We start from the raw sequence: 17,514 nt of genomic DNA, 5'->3' as shown, positions 1-17,514 counted from the left end.
TACCCATGAGCGGTGGTCGGCGAACACACCTAGGGTGTGATAGTGACTACTTGGCGTCCTGACGTCCTCGGAGACGGCTACGAACAGCTCGAACTGCCGCTGGGCACCGACCCCGACGGCGAAGGCGAGATCTCGGCGACCCTGGTGCGCTACCAGCCTCCGTCTACCGATCTCCCCGACCGGGCGGTGCTCTACGTCCACGGCTTCACCGATTACTTCTTCCAGCAGCACCTCGCCGAGCACTTCGCGGCGCGCGGTTACCGCTTCTTCGCGCTGGACCTGCGCAAGTGCGGTCGTTCGCGGGCACCCGGGCACACCCCTCACTTCGTCACCGATCTCTCCCACTACGACGCCGAACTCGACGAGGCGCTGCGCGTGGTGCGCGAGGAGGTCGGTGGCGGTGTGCTGCTGGCGGCCCACTCGACGGGCGGGCTCGTCCTGCCGTTGTGGCTCGACCGTCTCCGTCGCCGGCCCGGCGGGGTTGCCGCGGCGGGCATCGTGGGTCTCGTCCTGAACAGTCCGTGGTTCGACCTGCAGGGACCGTCCTACCTGCGCAATGTCGGCACGGCGGCCGTCGACATCGTCGGCCGCCTCCGCCCGCGCGCGCTCATACCGCTGCCGAAGACCGAGGCCTACGGCCGCAGCCTGCAGTGCGACGGCTGGCGCTACGACCTCGACTGGAAGCCGTTGACCGGGTTCCCCGTCCGCTTCGGCTGGTTACGTGCCGTGCGGCGGGGCCAGGCCGTCCTGCACCGCGGGCTCGACATCGGGGTGCCGTCGCTGATCCTGCGGTCCGGTGCCTCGCGCTTCGCTCCGCGGTACGACGCGAGCGTCGACACCGTCGACGCGGTCCTCGACGTCCGCCAGATAGCCCGATGGGCGGGATGCCTCGGCAACCGCACGACGATCGTGCCGATCGACGGTGCCCGTCACGACGTGTTCCTGTCCACACCCGGTCCCCTGGCGGAGGCCTTCCGGGAATTGGACTTGTGGCTGGAATGGTTGGACGGAGCGGACGAGGCGGACACCTCCGGTTCCCGAACCGAGGCCGACGACTCCGACGACTCCGCCACCGTTTCCGTACTGCACCGACTCACGGGAGAGCACGCGTGACCCACTACGACCTCGCGATCATCGGCACAGGATCGGGGAATTCGATCCTCGACGAGCGGTACGACGGGAAGCGCGTCGCTCTCCTCGAAGAAGGCACCTTCGGGGGCACCTGCCTCAACGTGGGCTGCATCCCCACGAAGATGTACGTCTACGCCGCGGAGGTCGCCCACACGGTCCGCACCGCGGCGAAGTACGGCGTCGACGCGTCGATCGACGGAGTGCGGTGGAACGACATCGTCGACCGGGTCTTCGGTCGCATCGATCCCATCGCTGCGGGCGGCGAGCGCTACCGCCGCGAGGACTGCGCGAACGTCACCGTCTACGACGGTCACGCGCGGTTCGTCGGCGAGCGCCGCATCGACACCGGAACCGGTGAGGTGATCACCGCGGACCAGGTGGTCGTCGCGGCCGGTTCGCGGCCCGCCATCCCGCAGGAGGTACTCGATTCCGGTGTGAGATATCACACGAGCGACGGCATCATGCGGTTGCCTAAACTGCCCGAGTCCCTCGTAATCCTCGGGACGGGTTTCATCGCGATGGAGTTCGCCCACGTCTTCTCGGCGCTCGGCACGCGGGTGTCGGTGATCGCGCGGACCGACCGTCTACTGCGGCACCTCGACGCCGACGTCTCCGAGCGGTTCACGGCGCTCGCCGCGGCCAAGTGGGACGTCCACCTCGCCAATCCGGCCCGGGCGTTCCGTCCGGTCGGCGACGGCGTGGAGGTCGAACTCGCCGACGGCACCGTCGTGAGCGGCGACGCCCTGCTCGTCGCGACAGGTCGGCAGCCCAACGGTGACCTGCTCGACGCCGCGGCGGCCGGCATCGAACTCGATGCGAAGGGCCGGATCGTGGTCGACGAGTTCCAGCGCACGTCCGCGGCGGGTGTGTTCGCCCTCGGCGACGTGTCGTCGCCCTACCAGCTCAAGCACGTGGCCAACCACGAGGCGCGGGTCGTCCAGCACAACCTGTTGCACGACGCGTGGAGCGGCGACACCACGGGTCTGCAGCGGACGGACCACCGCTACGTCCCCTCCGCGGTGTTCACCGATCCGCAGATCGCGTCGGTCGGTCTCACCGAGGCCGAGGCCCGGGAGGTGGGATTCGACATCTCCGTCAAGATCCAGGATTACGGCAACGTCGCCTACGGCTGGGCCATGGAGGACACCGAAGGTTTCTGCAAGCTGATCGCCGATCGGTCGACGGGTCTGCTGCTCGGCGCCCACATCATCGGGGCCCAGGCGTCGACGGTCATCCAGCCGCTCATCCAGGCCATGTCGTTCGGTCTGCCCGCGCGGGAGATGGCGACCGGGCAGTACTGGATCCACCCCGCGCTGCCCGAACTCGTCGAGAACGCCCTGCTGGGTCTCTGAACTTCGGGGTCTCCGAGCACCTTCACCAGCGCCGTGTGGCCTGCTGCCCTCTCCGGGCCGCAGGCCACACGCGTCTCACCAGCTTCCGGTGCGCAGCGCGATCGCGGACGCGAAGTCGGTGGGCGCCTCGGCGGGCACGTTGGCGACCCCGGCGAGTTCGACCACCCGGAACTCTCCCGTCACGTAGCGCATCGATGCGTCCGCTTCGGGTCGACGCGAGGCATCGCCCACGACGATCGTGGTGGGCACCTCCGCGGGCGGCGCCGACGCGTCGCGCACCGTGCCGTCACGATCCGCGACCGCGGGATGGCCGCGGTCGGCGACCACCAGGCTCGCGAAGCGTCCGAAGCGTCCTGCGGCGACGGCCCAGGCCAGTTCGGCTCCCGCGCCGCTGCCCGCCAGATGAACCCAGGGCAGGGCGAGGGCGTCCAGTAGGGCGAACACGTCGGCGGGCGCGAGTCCGTCGATCTTCTCGACCACGATCGTCCGCAGGTCGGACGTGTGCAGCCGCTCGCACACGACGTCGTACACACCTGCGTCCTCCCCCGCGTCGGGGAAGAGCAGCACCGTGTAACGACTTTCGGGGCCGCCGATCCGAACCTGCACGTCCCCACCGGGCGTGGTCACCGTCCTCGATTCCATGGGCAAACGCTACATGGCCGCAGTCCGTGCTCCGCCTCTTGCCGTATCGACGACGGGCTGGGGAGTGGACATGCGGATGTTCGGGATCCTGCGTTTCGTCACCGACAGTTCCGTGGTGCAGTTCCTGGGCTTCTTCGCCACCATGCTCCTGATCGTTGCGCTGTCGATGCTCGTCGGGGCAATCCAGCACCGTTGGCGCGCAACGGGTCTGCTGACGGCCGCCGCGTCCGTCGTCGTGATCGGCGGTCTCGCCGCGACCCTCGTCACGTGGACCCGGTCGTGGTCGTCGCTGTGGTCGTGGATCGTCGACGCGTCGCCGACGACGACCCTGGTGGCGCTCCCCCTGCTGGTGGCCGCGGTGTGCGTGGGCGCGACCTGGCAGGTCGCCCGCAACGCGGCACCCCAGGCCGGCCGCCTTCCGAAACAGGTTCGGCCCCGACCCTTTCCGGGTCGGGGCCGAACTCCGTGCTCGCTCAGCGAGCGGAGGTCACGGCAGGGTGAGGATCTCGGCGCCGGTGTCGGTGACGACGATGGTGTGCTCGAACTGCGCGGTCCACTTGCGGTCCTTGGTGACGACCGTCCAGCCGTCGTCCCAGATCTCGTAGTCGGGCGTACCGAGGTTGATCATCGGTTCGATGGTGAACACCATGCCGGGCTCGATGATCGTGTCGATGTCGGGCCGGTCGTAGTGCAGGATCACCAGGCCGTTGTGGAAGGTCTCGCCGATACCATGGCCGGTGAAGTCGCGGACGACGCCGTAGCCGAAGCGGTTGGCGTAGGACTCGATGACCCGGCCGATGACGTTGAGGGCCCGGCCCGGCTTGACCGCCTTGATGCCGCGCATCGTGGCCTCGCGGGTGCGATCGACGAGCAGGCGGACGTCCTCGGAGACGTCGCCGGCCAGGAAGGTGGCGTTGGTGTCGCCGTGGACGCCGTCGATGTAGGCGGTGACGTCGATGTTGACGATGTCGCCGTCCTCGACGACGGTCGAGTCGGGGATGCCATGGCAGATGACCTCGTTGAGCGAGGTGCAGCACGACTTGGTGAAGCCGCGGTAGCCGAGGGTCGACGGGTAGGCGCCGTGGTCGCACATGTACTCGTGCGCGACGCGGTCGATCTCGTCGGTGGTCACGCCCGGCGCGACAACCTTACCGGCCTCGACGAGGGCCTGTGCGGCGATCTTCGACGCGAGTCGCATCTTCTCGATCGTCTCGGGTGTCTGCACCCACGGCTCGTTGCCTTCCTTCGCCGTGGGCTTCCACACGTACTCCGGCCGTTCGATCGATGCGGGCACCTCCCGGACGGGAGTCGGAGTGCCGGGGACGAGCGGAGCGCGGGTAGCCATGACTTCCAGATTAGCCGCCGCGCCCCGCTCCCCCGTCATCCACCGATCGGGCCGTCGTGCGCCGCTCAGCCCACAGCGCCCGCCTGGCGCAGCTTGAAGCGCTGGACCTTGCCGCTCGGCGTCTTGGGCAGGTGCGGCACGAAGTGCACCGCGCGCGGGTAGGCGTGGGCGGCGTACTTCTGCTTCACGAGCTTCTGCAGCTCCGCCTCGACCGCGTCGTCGCCCTCGACACCCTCCCGCAGCACCACGAACGCCTCGAGGACCTCCCCCCGCAGTTCGTCCGGCAGACCCACCACGGCGGCCTCGATCACGTCGGGGTGCATCACGAGCACCGACTCGACGTCGAACGGGCCGATGCGGTAACCGGCCATGATGATCACGTCGTCGTCGCGGGACGAGAAGAAGAAGAAGCCGTTCTCGTCGACCTTGCCGGCGTCGCCGGTCAGGTACCAGCGGCCGTCCTCGCTGAACCGGTCGGCGGTCTTCTCGGGTGCGTCGACGTAGCCGGTGAACCACACGAGCGGGCTCGCGTGCACGTCGATCGCGACGCGTCCGACCTCACCGGGCTCGGCGATCTCGTCGCTGTCCTCGCGCAGCACCGCGCAGCTCCAGCCCGGCAGCGGCTTGCCCATCGAACGCGCCGGGGTGTCCTCGCGCAGCTCGTCCGCCCACGCGTCGACGACGAACATGCCGTGTTCGGTCTGTCCGTACTGGTCGCGCACCACGACACCGAGGGTCTCCTTCGACCACTCGAGGACGTCCGGGGTCAGCGGCTCACCGGCCGAGGAGGCACGACGCAGCCGCACCGGCGGGTGCTCGGCGGTGTCGGCCTTGAGGCTGCGGTAGACCGTCGGGGCCGCCGCGAAGTTGGTCACCCCGAAGGTGTCGAGGATCTGCCAGGTGAGCGCGGGCGAGAAACCGGCGTGCAGCAGGAGGCTGCGCCGACCGGCCGCGAGCGGCCCGAGTAGCGCGTAGTAGAGCCCGTACGCCCATCCCGGATCGGCCGCGTTCCAGAAGACGTCGTCCTTGCGCACGTCGAGGCCGAACTCCAGGTAGGCGTGGAAGGACGCCAGCGCCTTCACCGGGACGGGAACACCCTTGGGAGTGCCGGTCGTGCCGGAGGTGAACAGCTGGACCAGGCGCCCCTCGGCGCCGACGGCGACGGCCTCGCCACGCGGGTCGTCGGCCGACTGCGCGGCGACCAGCTCGCCGAAGTCGCGGGCCCCACGCCCGGACGCGTCGGCGTCTCCCTCCCCGGCCACGACGACCTGCCACGGCACCTCGGCGGGAAGATCCGATCCGGCGGCGAGCTTGCCGGCCTGATCACGATCGGCCACGACCACCTTGGTGCCGCTCGCGTCGAGCCGGAAGGCGATCGCCGGCGGGGCGAAGGCGGTGAAGAGCGGCACGTGCACGGCGCCGCGACGCCAGATACCGAGAACCGCGACCACCAGGTCTGCCGACTTGCCCATGAGCGTCGCGACGTGGTCGCCGGGTTCGACACCGAGATCCGCCAGCGCCGCGGCGAAGCGGATCGACCGTTCGCGGAGCTCGCCGTAGGTGAGATCGGTGGAGCTCAGGTCCGCGTCGACGACGGTGAACGCCACCGCGTCGGCGGGATGGTCGTCGCACAGCAGTCGGGCTGCGCAGGCGTCTGCCGTGTCGTACCGCTCGAGCAGTGTCCGCACGCGGCTCGCTGTGTCGCCCATAGTGGTCCTTTCGTCCGTACCGGCCAGGGTGTTCCTGATCTGTGGAGCACACCCGTTCGACGTCTATGATTCGAGTCACACCATGTTCCCCGATACCCCCGGAAAGGGGTGGCGTTCGTGTCGTCCTCCTCGTCGGCGCTGCTGCGTCCCCGTGACGGTGACGCCCTGCGCGGTGAACTCCGCCGCACCGCGGCGCAGGCACAGTTGCCGGTGGTCTTCGCCGGCGAGGTCCAGCAGGGATCGCTGCAGCTCAGCGAATTCTTCGGCACCCGCACCAACAGCCTGGCGGGGGTCGTGGTGCCTCCGCGGGCCGGTCTCGGCGGTCGCGTCCTCGCGGAGTCGCGGGTGGTGACGGTGTCGGACTACGGTCGCTCTGCGTCGATCACGCACCACTTCGACCGTCCCGTTCTGTACGAGGGATTGCGGTCCATCCTCGCCGTGCCGGTACTCGTCGAGGGCAAGGCCCGCGCGGTGTTGTACGGCGCCGCGCGCGAGTGCGCGCCGGTCGGTGATCGGGCGGTGACGGCGTTCGCGCAGGCGGCCGCACGTCTCGCGCACGAGATCGAGGTGCGCGACGAGGTCGATCGGCGACTCGCGATGCTCGAGCGGTCGTCCGGCGACCGCGATCCCGTCGCGACCGCGCAGGTCCGCGAGGTCCACGCCGAGCTGCGGGTGCTCGCGCAGGGCACAACCGATCCGGCGCTGCAGGAGAAGCTCCGCTCGTTGTCCGACCGTCTCGCCGGGGTGCTCGACGGAACGGAACCGGAACCGACGGACGTCGTGCTGTCCCCGCGCGAGACCGACGTGCTGTCCCATGTGGCGCTGGGGTGCAGCAACGCCGAGATCGCCCAGCGCCTGTCGGTCGGTGCCGAGACGGTCAAGAGCTACCTGCGCAGCGCCATGAGCAAGCTCGACGTCCATTCCCGCCACGAGGCCGTCGTCGCCGCGCGAAAATCGGGTCTGCTGCCCTGATATCCGGCCGGTCCCCCATCGGCGGACAGGGTGCGGAAGGGGGCCTGCGGTGGCCGAGACGACCGACTCACCCCAGCTCGTCCGCGTCCTCGGACCGGGTCTGCTCCTGCTGTTCGTCATCGGCGACATCCTGGGCACCGGCATCTACGCTCTCACCGGGGAGGTCGCGAACGAGGTCGGCGGCGTGGTGTGGCTGCCGTTCCTCGTCGCGTTCGCCGTCGCGACGGTGACCGCGTTCAGCTATCTGGAGCTGGTCACGAAGTATCCGCGGGCGGCCGGAGCGGCGCTCTACACGCACAAGGCGTTCGGCGTGCATTTCCTGACCTTCCTGGTGGCCTTCGCCGTGATGTCCTCGGGCATCACCTCTGCCGCCACTGCCGCGCGGGCGTTCGCCGCGAACTTCGCCGAGGCCTTCGGACTCGACCTGGCCGGCACGGCCGGGATCACCGTGATCGCGCTGGTCTTCGTCCTCGTCCTGGCGGTGATCAACTTCCGCGGGGTCGGCGAGAGCGTGAAGACCAACGTGGTGCTCACGATGGTCGAGTTGGGCGGCCTGCTCATCATCGTCGCGATCGGCATGTGGGCGTTGGGTTTCGGCGGCGGGGACTTCTCGCGTGTGGTCGAGATCGATCCCGGCGACCGGTCCGTCTTCTCCGCGGTGGTCGCAGGGACGGCCCTGGCCTTCTTCGCGATGGTGGGGTTCGAGGATTCGGTGAACATGGCCGAGGAGTGCAAGGAGCCCACCCGGATCTTCCCCCGGATGCTGCTGCTCGGCCTGGGTCTCGCCGCGTTGGTGTACGTGCTCGTTTCGATCACCGCGATCGCGCTCGTCGCGCCCGAGGAGCTCGGGGCGGGCGAGACGCCCTTGCTGCGGGTGGTCGAGGTCGGCGCGCCGGCGTTCCCGGTCGGGATCTTCGCCTTCGTCACGATGTTCGCGGTGGCCAACACCGCGCTGATCAACATGCTGATGGCGAGCCGGCTGGTCTACGGCATCGCCCGCGAGGACGTCCTGCCCGCCGTCCTGGGGCGGGTGCACCCCACGCGCCGCACGCCCTATGTCGCGATCGCGTTCACGACGCTGCTCGCGGTCGGTCTCGTCGTCTTCGTCGGCGGTGTGCCCGAACTCGGGGGGACGACGGCGCTGCTCCTGCTGGGGGTGTTCGCGATCGTCAACGTCGCCGCCCTGGTCCTGCGCCGGGACCACGTGGAGCACCGGCACTTCCGCGCGCCGACGATCCTTCCGGTGCTCGGGGCGGCCAGTTGCCTGTTCCTCGTCCTGCCGTGGGTCGACCGGCCCGTGACCCAGTACCGGACGGCCGGGGTGCTGCTCGGGATCGGTGTGGTGCTGTGGCTGGTGACGCGACTCGCGGGCCGGCGCGACGGTCGGCCCGCGAGTACGACCTGAGCTCAGGCTCCCTCGTCGTATTCCGGCGGCAGGGCGGCGAACATGTCGCGGGTGACCGCGACCGCATTGTCGGAGCTGCCGCCGCGCACGACGAGCGTCGCGAACGCCAGATCACCGCGGTAACCGACGAACCACGAGTGCGACCCGCCCTCGACCTCGGCCTCGCCGGTCTTGCCGTAGACGTCGCCCTGGTCCCGGATGCGGTCGGCGGTACCGCTCGTGATCACCAGGCGCATCATCTCGCGCAGACCCTCCACCATCTCCGGCGTCACCGGCGGCGGCGAACCGCTCACAACGGTCTCGCGACCCGCGATGAGATAGGGCACCGGGGTACGGCCGGCGGCGACCGTCGCCGCGGTGAGCGCCATCCCGAACGGGCTCACGACCACCTTGCCCTGACCGAAGCCGTCCTCGGTCCGTTCGACGAGATCCTCCGCGGGCGGAACCGAACCGGTGAAGGTCGGCATCCCGACCACCTCGTAGTCCACACCGATACCGAACTGCGAAGCGGCGACGGTCAGCGCGTCCGGGGCCATCTCGGAGGCGAGCTTGGCGAAGGAGGTGTTGCAGGATCGGGCGAAAGCGGTAGCGAGAGAGACCGTCCCGAGCTCGAACTCGTTGTAGTTCGGCACGCTGCGCTCACCGATCGTGATGCGGCCCGGGCACGGCACCATCGTGTTCGGGGTCGCGCTCCCCTCGGCGATCGCCGCACCCGAGGTGACGATCTTGAACGTCGAGCCCGGCGGGTACTGGCCGGCCAGCGCGACCGGGCCGTCCCGGTCGGCGGCCTTGTTCTGGGCCACCGCCAGCACCGCACCCGTGGACGCCTCGATCACGACCGTCATCGCCTGCTCGGTGCGGGCATCGACGGCCGCCTGGGCCGCGAGCTGGAGGGGACGGTCGAGACTGACCGAGAACGACGGCACCGGTTGCGGCGGCGTCTCGGTGAGCACCCCGGTGTCCACGCCGTACTGGTTCACCACGACGACGCTCCACCCGGCCGTGCCGTCGACCTCGTCGATGACGGTCTTCTTGATCTGACCCACGAGATCCGGCGCGAAGTTGCGATCGGTCGCGACGAGGTCGGCCTGCTCGGTCACCACGACACCGTCGATCCCGGCGAGACGTGGGGCGACGCGCTCGTAGTCGTCCTCGCGCAGTCGCATCACCGAGCGCGGCCCGGAGGAGGCCGTCACCGATTCCGCGATCGCCTGCGCCGTGAGCGAGGAATCGAACTCCGACAACGTCGACGCGAGCTGTCGTGCGGCGCCGGCGACGTCGGTGGTCTGCGCGGCGTCGAAGGCGATGCCGTAGACCGTGCCGGGGACGAGGATGTCGCTGCCTGCGTGCTCGTTGACCCGGGCACGCGGCGCCGGGCTGCTGCGGAGCTGCATGGTCTGCCGTTCGCCGAGCTGCGGGTGCAGCGCGGACTTCGCCCACCGCACGATCCAGTCGTTCCCGCTGCGCCCCATGTTGAGCTCACCGGTGTACTGCCATACCCGTTCCTTCGGCAGGTGCCACTCGTAGCTGTAGCCCACGGTCGCGGAGTCGCCGCTGATCCGGGTGGATGTCGTTGTGGCGATGAGGGATTCGGCTTGAAGCCCGTCCAGGACCTCCTGCATCGCGACGGCCGCGTCGTCGGGGCGGTCGGTGCGATCCGCCGCCGACGCGACGTCCTGCGCGGCGAACGAGTCGAGAAACGCCTGGGCGGCGGCCTCCGGCCCGGCCGGCCGCGGCGTGCACGCGACGGCCAGGCCGAGGAGCACGACGGCCGCCGACCACACAGCGCCGATCCGGAGTGCGCGTGCGTACGGGGATGCCGGGGTGGAACTTCGAGGTCTCATCGCCCGTCATCGTAGGCAGAGCCGACGGGAAATCAGTCGAGCAGCACCGTGGAGAACGTCGCGACCTGACGGAAACCCGCGCGGGCGTAGGCTCCACGAGCCGGGGCGTTGAAGCTGTTGACGTAGAGGCTGGGCAGGCGACCACTGCGAGCGACCGCGCAGGCCACGGCGGCCGTGCCGATCGTGCCGAGGCCCGAGCCACGATGCGCGGGATCGACCCAGACGCCCTGGATCTGGCCCACCGTGGACGACTGCGAACCCACCTCCGCCTTGAACACGACCTGTCCGTCCTCGAACCGCGCCCAGGCGCGTCCCGCCGCGATCAGGCTCGCGACGCGGCGCCGGTAACCCGCACCGCCGTCGCCGGTGCGCGGGTCGACGCCGACCTCCTCGATGAACATCGAGATCGCGGCGGGCAGATACACATCCAGTTCGTCGGTCCGCACGGGCCGGACCAGCGGGTCGGGGTCCACGAGCGGTTCGCGGTCGAGGACGAGGAGGGGTTGCTCGGCGCGCACCTCGCGGGGAGCGCCCCACGTGGATTCGAGTCGCTCCCACATGGGCAGCGCGTACTCGGCGCGACCGACGATGGACGAACACAACCGCGGCCCGCGACTCGCGCGCTCGGCGAACGCCTGGATGTCGTCCGGACTGCCCAGCAGCGGAATGAGGTTCGCGCCGGAGAAGCACAGCGAGGTCTCGGGGCCTCCGCGGCTCCACATCTCGCCGCCGACGGCACGCCCGTCGAGTCCGTACTCCTCGACGCGGCCGGCCACCATGCACGCGGCCACGGGGTCGCGGGAGAGCACCCGGAGCACCGCGGCGGTGTCACGTCCGCCCAACGACCGGACGCCCAGAAGCTTGAGCACTCGCTCACCACCCGTCGAGAAGCCGATACGAGATCAGAGTGCCATGCCGGACGGCGGCGTGGAAACCTGAGTCCTCGAAAGTGAGAGAACGCCGTCCCGTGCGCCCCACCCGTATCAGCCGACCGACACCACGGGGCCGCCGCCCGAGTCGTTGCCGTCCATCTCGTCGGCGATGCGCATCGCTTCCTCGATGAGGGTCTCGACGATCTGCGCCTCGGGCACGGTCTTGATGACCTTGCCCTTGACGAAGATCTGGCCCTTGCCGTTTCCGGAGGCCACACCGAGGTCCGCCTCACGAGCCTCACCGGGTCCGTTGACGACGCAACCCATCACCGCAACCCGCAGCGGCACCTCCATGCCCTCGAGTCCGGCGGTGACCTCGTTGGCGAGGGAGTAGACGTCCACCTGGGCACGCCCGCAGGACGGGCACGAGACGATCTCGAGTTTGCGGGGACGCAGGTTCAGCGACTGCAGGATCTGCGTGCCGACCTTGATCTCCTCGGCGGGCGGCGCCGACAGGGACACGCGGATGGTGTCGCCGATGCCCTCGCTCAGCAGCGCACCGAAGGCGACGGCCGACTTGACGGTGCCCTGGAAGGCGGGGCCGGCCTCGGTCACACCGAGGTGCAGCGGGTAGTCGCACTGCGCGGCGAGCTGCCGGTAGGCCTCGACCATCACGACGGGGTCGTTGTGCTTGACGGAGATCTTGATGTCGCCGAAGCCGTGTTCCTCGAACAGGCTCGCCTCCCACAGGGCGGACTCGACGAGCGCCTCCGGGGTGGCCTTGCCGTACTTGGCGAGGAGCCGGGGGTCGAGGGAGCCGGCGTTGACGCCGATCCGGATGGGGATCCCGGCGTCTCCGGCCGCCTTGGCGACCTCCTTGACGCGACCGTCGAACTCCTTGATGTTGCCGGGATTGACGCGCACGGCCGCGCAACCGGCGTCGATCGCGGCGAAGATGTACCGCGGCTGGAAGTGGATGTCGGCGATCACCGGGATCTTGCTCTTCTTCGCGATGATCGGGAGTGCGTCGGCGTCCTCCTGACGCGGGCACGCGACACGCACGATGTCGCAGCCGGACGCCGTGAGCTCCGCGATCTGCTGGAGGGTGGCGTTCACGTCGTGCGTCTTCGTGGTAGTCATCGACTGCACGGACACCGGATGATCGCTGCCGACGCCGACATTTCCGACCATGAGCTGGCGGGTCTTGCGTCGGGGTGCGAGGACCGCAGGAATTTCGGGCATGCCCAATCCGACGGGGCTGGTCACAGTTCGCCTTCTTTCGTCGCTACTCGGCAAGTCTACCGGCGCAGATCAGAACAGCTTGATGGGGTTGACGATGTCTGCTGTAAGGGTGAGCACCATGTAGGCGCCACCGATGACCACCGCCACATAGGTCAGCGGCAGCAGTTTCATGTAGTCCACGGGAGGGCCGACCGGCAGTCCGCGCAGGCCGCGCAGCCAGTTGCGGGCCTTCTCGTAGATCGCGACGGCCATGTGCCCACCGTCGAGCGGCAGCAGCGGGAGGAGGTTGAACGCACCGAGGAAGAAGTTCAGCTGAGCGAGCAACAACACGAACGACTCCCAGATGCCGCGCTCGGCGAACTGGCCGCCGATGACACTGGCGCCCACGACACTGACCGGGGTGTCGACCGCGCGCTCTCCCCCGGTGACGGCCGTCCACAGGTCGGCGACCTTACTCGGCAGGCTCACGAGGGCCTCGGCCGTGCGGACCGCCAGGTAACCGGTGAAGTCGAAGGTCGCGGGGATCGCCGAGAGCGGCGTGTACTCGATGATGCCCGGCTCTCCCCCGACCCCGATCGCACCGACGGTGCGGGAGACGGGTTCGGCGTCGAGCGACTCGCTCTCGTAGACCCAGCGCTGGACCTGCTGGACCGTGACGGGCACGGTGAGGGTCTCGTCACCACGCTCGACGGTGAACGGTACGGTGCCCGACAGGGGCTGCGTGGCCCGGACGAGGTCGCCGAAGGTCTCGACGGACTGCCCGTCCACGGCGACGATCACGTCGCCCGGTTCGATGCCGGCCTGCTCGGCCGGGCCGGGACCCGAGCAGTCGGCCGGGGTGTAGTCGGGCGGCCCGTCCTGGGTCGGCGCGGCACAGCCGACGGTGCCGACCACCGCACGGTTGTCGGTGTTGGGCAGCCCCGCGCTGGCAGCGAGGCCGTAGATGAGCACGATGCCGAGCAGGAAGTTCATCGCGATGCCACCCGACATCACGACGAGACGCTTCCACGTCTTCTGCTTGTACATCGCGCGCTCGACCTCGTCGGGCGCGAGTTCGTCCAGGGCCGTCATGCCGGCGATGTCGCAGAACCCGCCGGCCGGAACCGCTTTGAGACCGTATTCGGTCTCCCCGCGCCGGAAGGCGAACACACGGGGACCGAACCCGATGTAATAGCGCCGGACCTTCATGCCCAGCTTCTGCGCCGTCCACATGTGGCCGGCCTCGTGCAGGGCGATGGAGACGGCGATGCCGAGGGCGAACACCACCACGCCCAGTACGAACATCATGAGTGGCCGATCCTCCTATACGAGTGTGCGCGCCCGGTCGCGGGCCCAGCCGTCGGCGGCGAGCACGTCGTCCACGGTACTGGGTTCGGCGGACCACTCGTGTGCGTCGTTCAGCACGGCCTCGACGGTCTGCACGATCCGCGGGAACGACAGCGTCCCCGCGAGGAAGGCCTCGGCGGCGACCTCGTTGGCCGCGTTGTAGACGGCGGTGAGGCATCCGCCGCCCACGCCCGCTTGGCGCGCGAGCCGCACGGCGGGGAAGACGTCGTCGTCGAGGGGTTCGAACTCCCAGGTGGACGCGGTCGAGAAGTCGAGTGCCGGGGCGGCGTGCGGGACGCGGTGCGGCCAGCCGAGGGCCAGCGCGATCGGCAGCTTCATCGACGGCGGCGATGCCTGGGCAAGGGTCGATCCGTCGACGAAGGTGACCATCGAGTGCACGATCGACTGCGGGTGCACCGTCACGTCGATCCGGTCGTAGTCCACACCGAAGAGCAGGTGGGTCTCGATGAGTTCGAGTCCCTTGTTGACGAGGGTCGCCGAGTTGAGGGTGTTCATCGGCCCCATCGACCAGGTGGGGTGGGCGCTGGCCTGTTCGGGCGTCACCGATTCGAGGCGATCGGCGGTCCAGCCGCGGAACGGACCGCCCGAGGCGGTGAGCACGAGACGCGCCACCTCGCCGCCGGTGCCGCCGCGCAGGCACTGCGCGAGCGCGGAGTGCTCCGAGTCGACGGGCACGATCTGGCCCGGCCCCGCCGCCTTCGTGACGAGCGACCCGCCCGCGACCAGCGACTCCTTGTTCGCCAATGCGAGTCTCGCGCCGGTGCCGAGCGCCGCGAGGGTCGGTTCGAGACCGAGGGAGCCGACGAGGGCGTTGAGCACGACGTCCGCGCCGACCTCACGCACGAGCTCGGTGACGGCGGTCGGGCCGCTCCGGACCGGCAGGTCGAGCCGGGCGGCGGCGTCGGGATCGGCCACGGCGACCTCGCGGACGCCGGTCGCGCGGATCTGTTCGGCGAGTAGGTCCGTCTTGCCTCCGCCCGCGGCGAGACCGACGACTTCGAAGTCGTCGGGATTGGCGGCGATCACGTCGAGTGCCTGGGTACCGATGGAACCGGTACTGCCCAGCAGGAGCACCCGGGTGCGGGAAGAAGATCGAGTCTCGGCCACGCGAGCATTGTTCCCCACGCACCTGAACGGTTCCTGAACCGCCCGGCATCCACCCGTCGGAACGCACCGCACGCATGCCCCGCTTCGTACGACAGGGGGTCGTATGTCACGATAAGCAGCAACAGCAGCATCTGGTGAGCAGGAGGAAGCCGTGGCCGGTACCGAGTTGCAGTCCACTCGTAGTGATGTGGCGGCGGAAGTTCCGTCGGCCGAGTGGGGTTGGAGCGGGGAAGCCCCCAAGTTCTTCCGCGTCATGGCCCTGGTCGTCGCGGCGTTCCTGCTGCTGATGCTCATCGGCAACCACGAAGGACACGTGGAGAGCCTGTACCTGATCGGCTCGGCGGCCCTGCTCGTGTTCATCGTCGCGCGCGACGCGGTGCGCCGGCGCCGTCTGCGCTAGTTCCACGAACGTTCGGGGCCCGTCCGGATTCTCCGGACGGGCCCCGTCGTGTCTTCGGTGCCGCCTCATCCTTCGGCGGCGAGCTGCCCGCAGGCTGCCGCGATCTCCTGGCCACGCGTGTCGCGCACGGTGCACGACACGCCCTGGGCCTGCACGCGCCGCACGAATTCGCGTTCGACGTCCTTCGGGCTGGCGTCCCACTCGCTGCCCGGTGTGGGGTTCAGTGGGATCAAGTTGACGTGCACGAGCGACCCGAGCGCCTTGTGGAGCTTCTTGCCGAGCATGTCGGCGCGCCACGGCTGGTCGTTGACGTCGCGGATGAGGGCGTACTCGATCGAGACGCGCCGGCCGGTCTTGTCGGCGTAGTACCGCGCCGCCTCGAGAACCTCGGCGACCGACCACCTGTTGTTGACGGGGACGAGGGTGTCGCGCAGTTCGTCGTCCGGGGTGTGCAGCGACACCGCGAGGGTGACGCTCAGACCTTCGTCGGCGAGGCGCCGGATGGCCGGTGCCAGTCCCACGGTGGAGACGGTGACCGAGCGCTGCGACAGGCCGAGCCCTTCGGGGGCAGGTGAGGTGATGCGGCGCACCGCCGCGACCACCCGCTTGTAGTTCGCGAGCGGCTCCCCCATGCCCATGAACACGACGTTCGACAGCCGTCCGGGTCCGCCGGCGACGTCACCGTCGCGCAGCGCCGCAGCAGCCGCACGCACCTGATCGACGATCTCCGCCGTGGACAGGTTCCGGTCGAGGCCGCCCTGGCCTGTCGCGCAGAACGGGCACGCCATGCCGCACCCCGCCTGGCTCGAGATACACAGCGTGGCGCGGTCGGGATACCGCATGAGCACGCTCTCGAGAAGGGTGCCGTCGTGCGCGCGCCACAACGTCTTGCGGGTCTCCCCTCCGTCGCACGCGATGTGCTTGACCGCGCTGAGCAGAGGCGGGAACAGCGACTCCCCCACCTTGTCGCGGACGGCGGCGGGAAGATCGGTCATCTTCGCCGGATCCGCCTCGAGCCGTCCGTAGTACTGCCGGGCGAGCTGGTCGGCACGGAAGGCCGGCAGCCCCAGTTCGCGCACCGCATCACGACGCTGATCTGCGTCGAGGTCGGCAAGATGGCGCGGCGGAAGACCACGCTTGGGCGCATCGAAGACCAGGGGCAGAGAAGAAGCCATAATCACCCATTGTCCCATGATCCGGGACGGATGGGTCGCGGTGTCGCTGTGATACTCGCCCCCATTCCTGTGCCGGTGTCACCGCTCGGTCTCCCTCACGCCGAGTCACCCGGGCGCGGAGGGGGAATACGGGAGCATGGACATCATGACCGGTCTCGTCGCTCCCGAAGTCGCACGCTCGTGGTTGCTCGTTCCGGGCCGCTCCCCCGATCTCTTCGACGCCGCCGCCGACTCGCCCGCCGATGCGGTGGTGCTCGACCTCGAGGATGCCGTACCCGCCGCGGCCAAACCCGCCGCTCGCGACGGCATCGTGGCGTGGCTGCGCGAGGGTGGGAAGGCCTGGGTGCGGGTCAACGACGCCACCACGTCGTTCTGGGCCGACGATCTCGCCGCGCTCGCCGGCCTATCGGGCCTGCAGGGCGTCATGCTCGCGAAGGCGGAGAGCGGTCACCAGGTCGAGGCCACCGCCGACCTGCTGCCGGAGGGCACGCGCATCCTCGTGTTGATCGAGTCGGCGATGGGTCTCGAGGCGGCTCCCGAGATCGCCCGCGCGGAGGGCACCTTCCGCCTGGTCTTCGGCAGCGGCGACTTCCGGCGCGACACCGGCATGAGCGACAGCCCGATGGCGATGGCATACGCGAGATCCCGGTTGGTCATCACAAGCCGCGCCGCGCGCCTGCCGGGACCCATCGACGGACCCACACTCAGCGACGACCCCGAGGTCCTCGAACATGAGGCCGAGCTGACGCGCTCGATGGGGATGACCGGCAAGTTGTGCATGACCGGCGAACGCGCGTCGTACGCGAACGTGGCTCTGAGCCCGAACAGCACGGACGTGGACTGGGCGGAAGGCATCATCGACAAGCTCGGTGAGGACGGGCGCAACGTCCGCGACGGCAGCGACCTGCCGAACCTCGCGAAGGCGAAGAAGATCACCGAGCTGGCGCGGATGTTCGGTATCGGCCGGTAGC

16 protein-coding genes are annotated in these 17,514 nt (G+C 69.5%); 6 read left to right on the top strand and 10 right to left on the bottom strand.

All coding sequences use genetic code 11. The annotated features are described in order from the left end of the window. Nucleotides 1-42: 42 nt before the first annotated feature. Nucleotides 43-1,113, top strand: coding sequence for an alpha/beta hydrolase (locus K3M35_RS01225; protein ID WP_064061050.1), 1,071 nt, complete (start codon nt 43-45; stop codon nt 1,111-1,113). Continuing rightward, nucleotides 1,110-2,483: a mycothione reductase gene (mtr, locus tag K3M35_RS01220; RefSeq protein ID WP_006554243.1), complete on the top strand. Its 1,374-nt coding sequence runs from the start codon at nt 1,110-1,112 to the stop codon at nt 2,481-2,483. Before K3M35_RS01225 ends, mtr begins: the two co-directional genes overlap by 4 nt. Nucleotides 2,484-2,558: 75 nt before the next feature. On the opposite strand, the gene K3M35_RS01215 is transcribed toward mtr, so the two are convergent. The 4 genes from K3M35_RS01215 to K3M35_RS01200 form a co-directional block, all read right to left on the bottom strand. Then, nucleotides 2,559-3,125, bottom strand: a complete 567-nt coding sequence (locus K3M35_RS01215; RefSeq protein WP_024100650.1) for an alpha/beta fold hydrolase — start codon at nt 3,123-3,125, stop codon at nt 2,559-2,561. Nucleotides 3,126-3,134: 9 nt separating this feature from the next. Next, nucleotides 3,135-3,518 carry a hypothetical protein gene (locus K3M35_RS01210; protein WP_217579880.1) on the bottom strand — a complete coding sequence of 128 codons (384 nt, stop codon included), beginning with the start codon at nt 3,516-3,518 and terminating at the stop codon, nt 3,135-3,137. Nucleotides 3,519-3,612: 94 nt separating this feature from the next. Next, a complete protein-coding gene (map, locus tag K3M35_RS01205) occupies nt 3,613-4,470 on the bottom strand; it encodes a type I methionyl aminopeptidase (protein WP_006554247.1) in 858 nt (285 codons plus the stop codon). Nucleotides 4,471-4,535: 65 nt separating this feature from the next. Next, on the bottom strand, nt 4,536-6,179 hold the full coding sequence (locus K3M35_RS01200; protein WP_019289131.1) for an AMP-binding protein: 1,644 nt from the start codon (nt 6,177-6,179) through the stop codon (nt 4,536-4,538). 108 nt (nt 6,180-6,287) lie between these two features. Between K3M35_RS01200 and K3M35_RS01195 the strand changes: the two genes are divergently transcribed. Then, complete coding sequence (locus tag K3M35_RS01195) at nt 6,288-7,151, top strand: LuxR C-terminal-related transcriptional regulator (RefSeq protein WP_006554249.1); 864 nt, start codon at nt 6,288-6,290, stop codon at nt 7,149-7,151. A gap of 49 nt (nt 7,152-7,200) precedes the next feature. Then, on the top strand, nt 7,201-8,556 hold the full coding sequence (locus K3M35_RS01190) for an APC family permease (protein WP_019289129.1): 1,356 nt from the start codon (nt 7,201-7,203) through the stop codon (nt 8,554-8,556). A 2-nt stretch (nt 8,557-8,558) separates the two neighbouring features. Here the strand turns inward: K3M35_RS01190 and K3M35_RS01185 are convergent, their stop codons facing one another. From K3M35_RS01185 to dxr, 5 genes are all read right to left on the bottom strand, one after another. After that, nucleotides 8,559-10,400: a penicillin-binding transpeptidase domain-containing protein gene (locus tag K3M35_RS01185; RefSeq protein WP_183079142.1), complete on the bottom strand. Its 1,842-nt coding sequence runs from the start codon at nt 10,398-10,400 to the stop codon at nt 8,559-8,561. Between the two features lie 32 nt (nt 10,401-10,432). After that, the gene (locus K3M35_RS01180; protein WP_094980585.1) at nt 10,433-11,269 is read right to left on the bottom strand and encodes a GNAT family N-acetyltransferase; all 837 of its coding nucleotides are present in this window, start codon (nt 11,267-11,269) and stop codon (nt 10,433-10,435) included. A gap of 114 nt (nt 11,270-11,383) precedes the next feature. Then, a complete protein-coding gene (gene ispG / locus K3M35_RS01175) occupies nt 11,384-12,538 on the bottom strand; it encodes a flavodoxin-dependent (E)-4-hydroxy-3-methylbut-2-enyl-diphosphate synthase (RefSeq protein WP_220665889.1) in 1,155 nt (384 codons plus the stop codon). Between the two features lie 45 nt (nt 12,539-12,583). Continuing rightward, nucleotides 12,584-13,801, bottom strand: a complete 1,218-nt coding sequence (locus tag K3M35_RS01170; protein ID WP_024100644.1) for an RIP metalloprotease — start codon at nt 13,799-13,801, stop codon at nt 12,584-12,586. Between the two features lie 15 nt (nt 13,802-13,816). Next, nucleotides 13,817-14,968, bottom strand: coding sequence for a 1-deoxy-D-xylulose-5-phosphate reductoisomerase (dxr, locus tag K3M35_RS01165; protein ID WP_220665888.1), 1,152 nt, complete (start codon nt 14,966-14,968; stop codon nt 13,817-13,819). A gap of 151 nt (nt 14,969-15,119) precedes the next feature. On the opposite strand from dxr, the gene K3M35_RS01160 reads away from it, so the two are divergent. Further along, nucleotides 15,120-15,368 (top strand): DUF2631 domain-containing protein, encoded by a 249-nt coding sequence (locus tag K3M35_RS01160; RefSeq protein ID WP_026003452.1) that lies wholly within the window; start codon nt 15,120-15,122, stop codon nt 15,366-15,368. 65 nt (nt 15,369-15,433) lie between these two features. Here K3M35_RS01160 and rlmN read toward each other — a convergent pair whose 3' ends face one another. Next, complete coding sequence (gene rlmN / locus K3M35_RS01155; protein ID WP_064061626.1) at nt 15,434-16,543, bottom strand: 23S rRNA (adenine(2503)-C(2))-methyltransferase RlmN; 1,110 nt, start codon at nt 16,541-16,543, stop codon at nt 15,434-15,436. Nucleotides 16,544-16,679: 136 nt separating this feature from the next. Here rlmN and K3M35_RS01150 point away from each other — a divergent pair, with 136 nt between their 5' ends. Then, nucleotides 16,680-17,513, top strand: coding sequence for a CoA ester lyase (locus K3M35_RS01150; protein ID WP_220665887.1), 834 nt, complete (start codon nt 16,680-16,682; stop codon nt 17,511-17,513). Nucleotide 17,514: the final 1 nt, after the last annotated feature.

This window comes from Rhodococcus sp. DMU2021 (assembly GCF_019641445.1).
GTDB classification, from domain to species: Bacteria; Actinomycetota; Actinomycetes; order Mycobacteriales; family Mycobacteriaceae; genus Rhodococcus; species Rhodococcus pyridinivorans.
The sequence above is the reverse complement of the archived record's forward strand: the minus strand, read 5'-3'. Positions and strand labels throughout refer to the sequence as shown.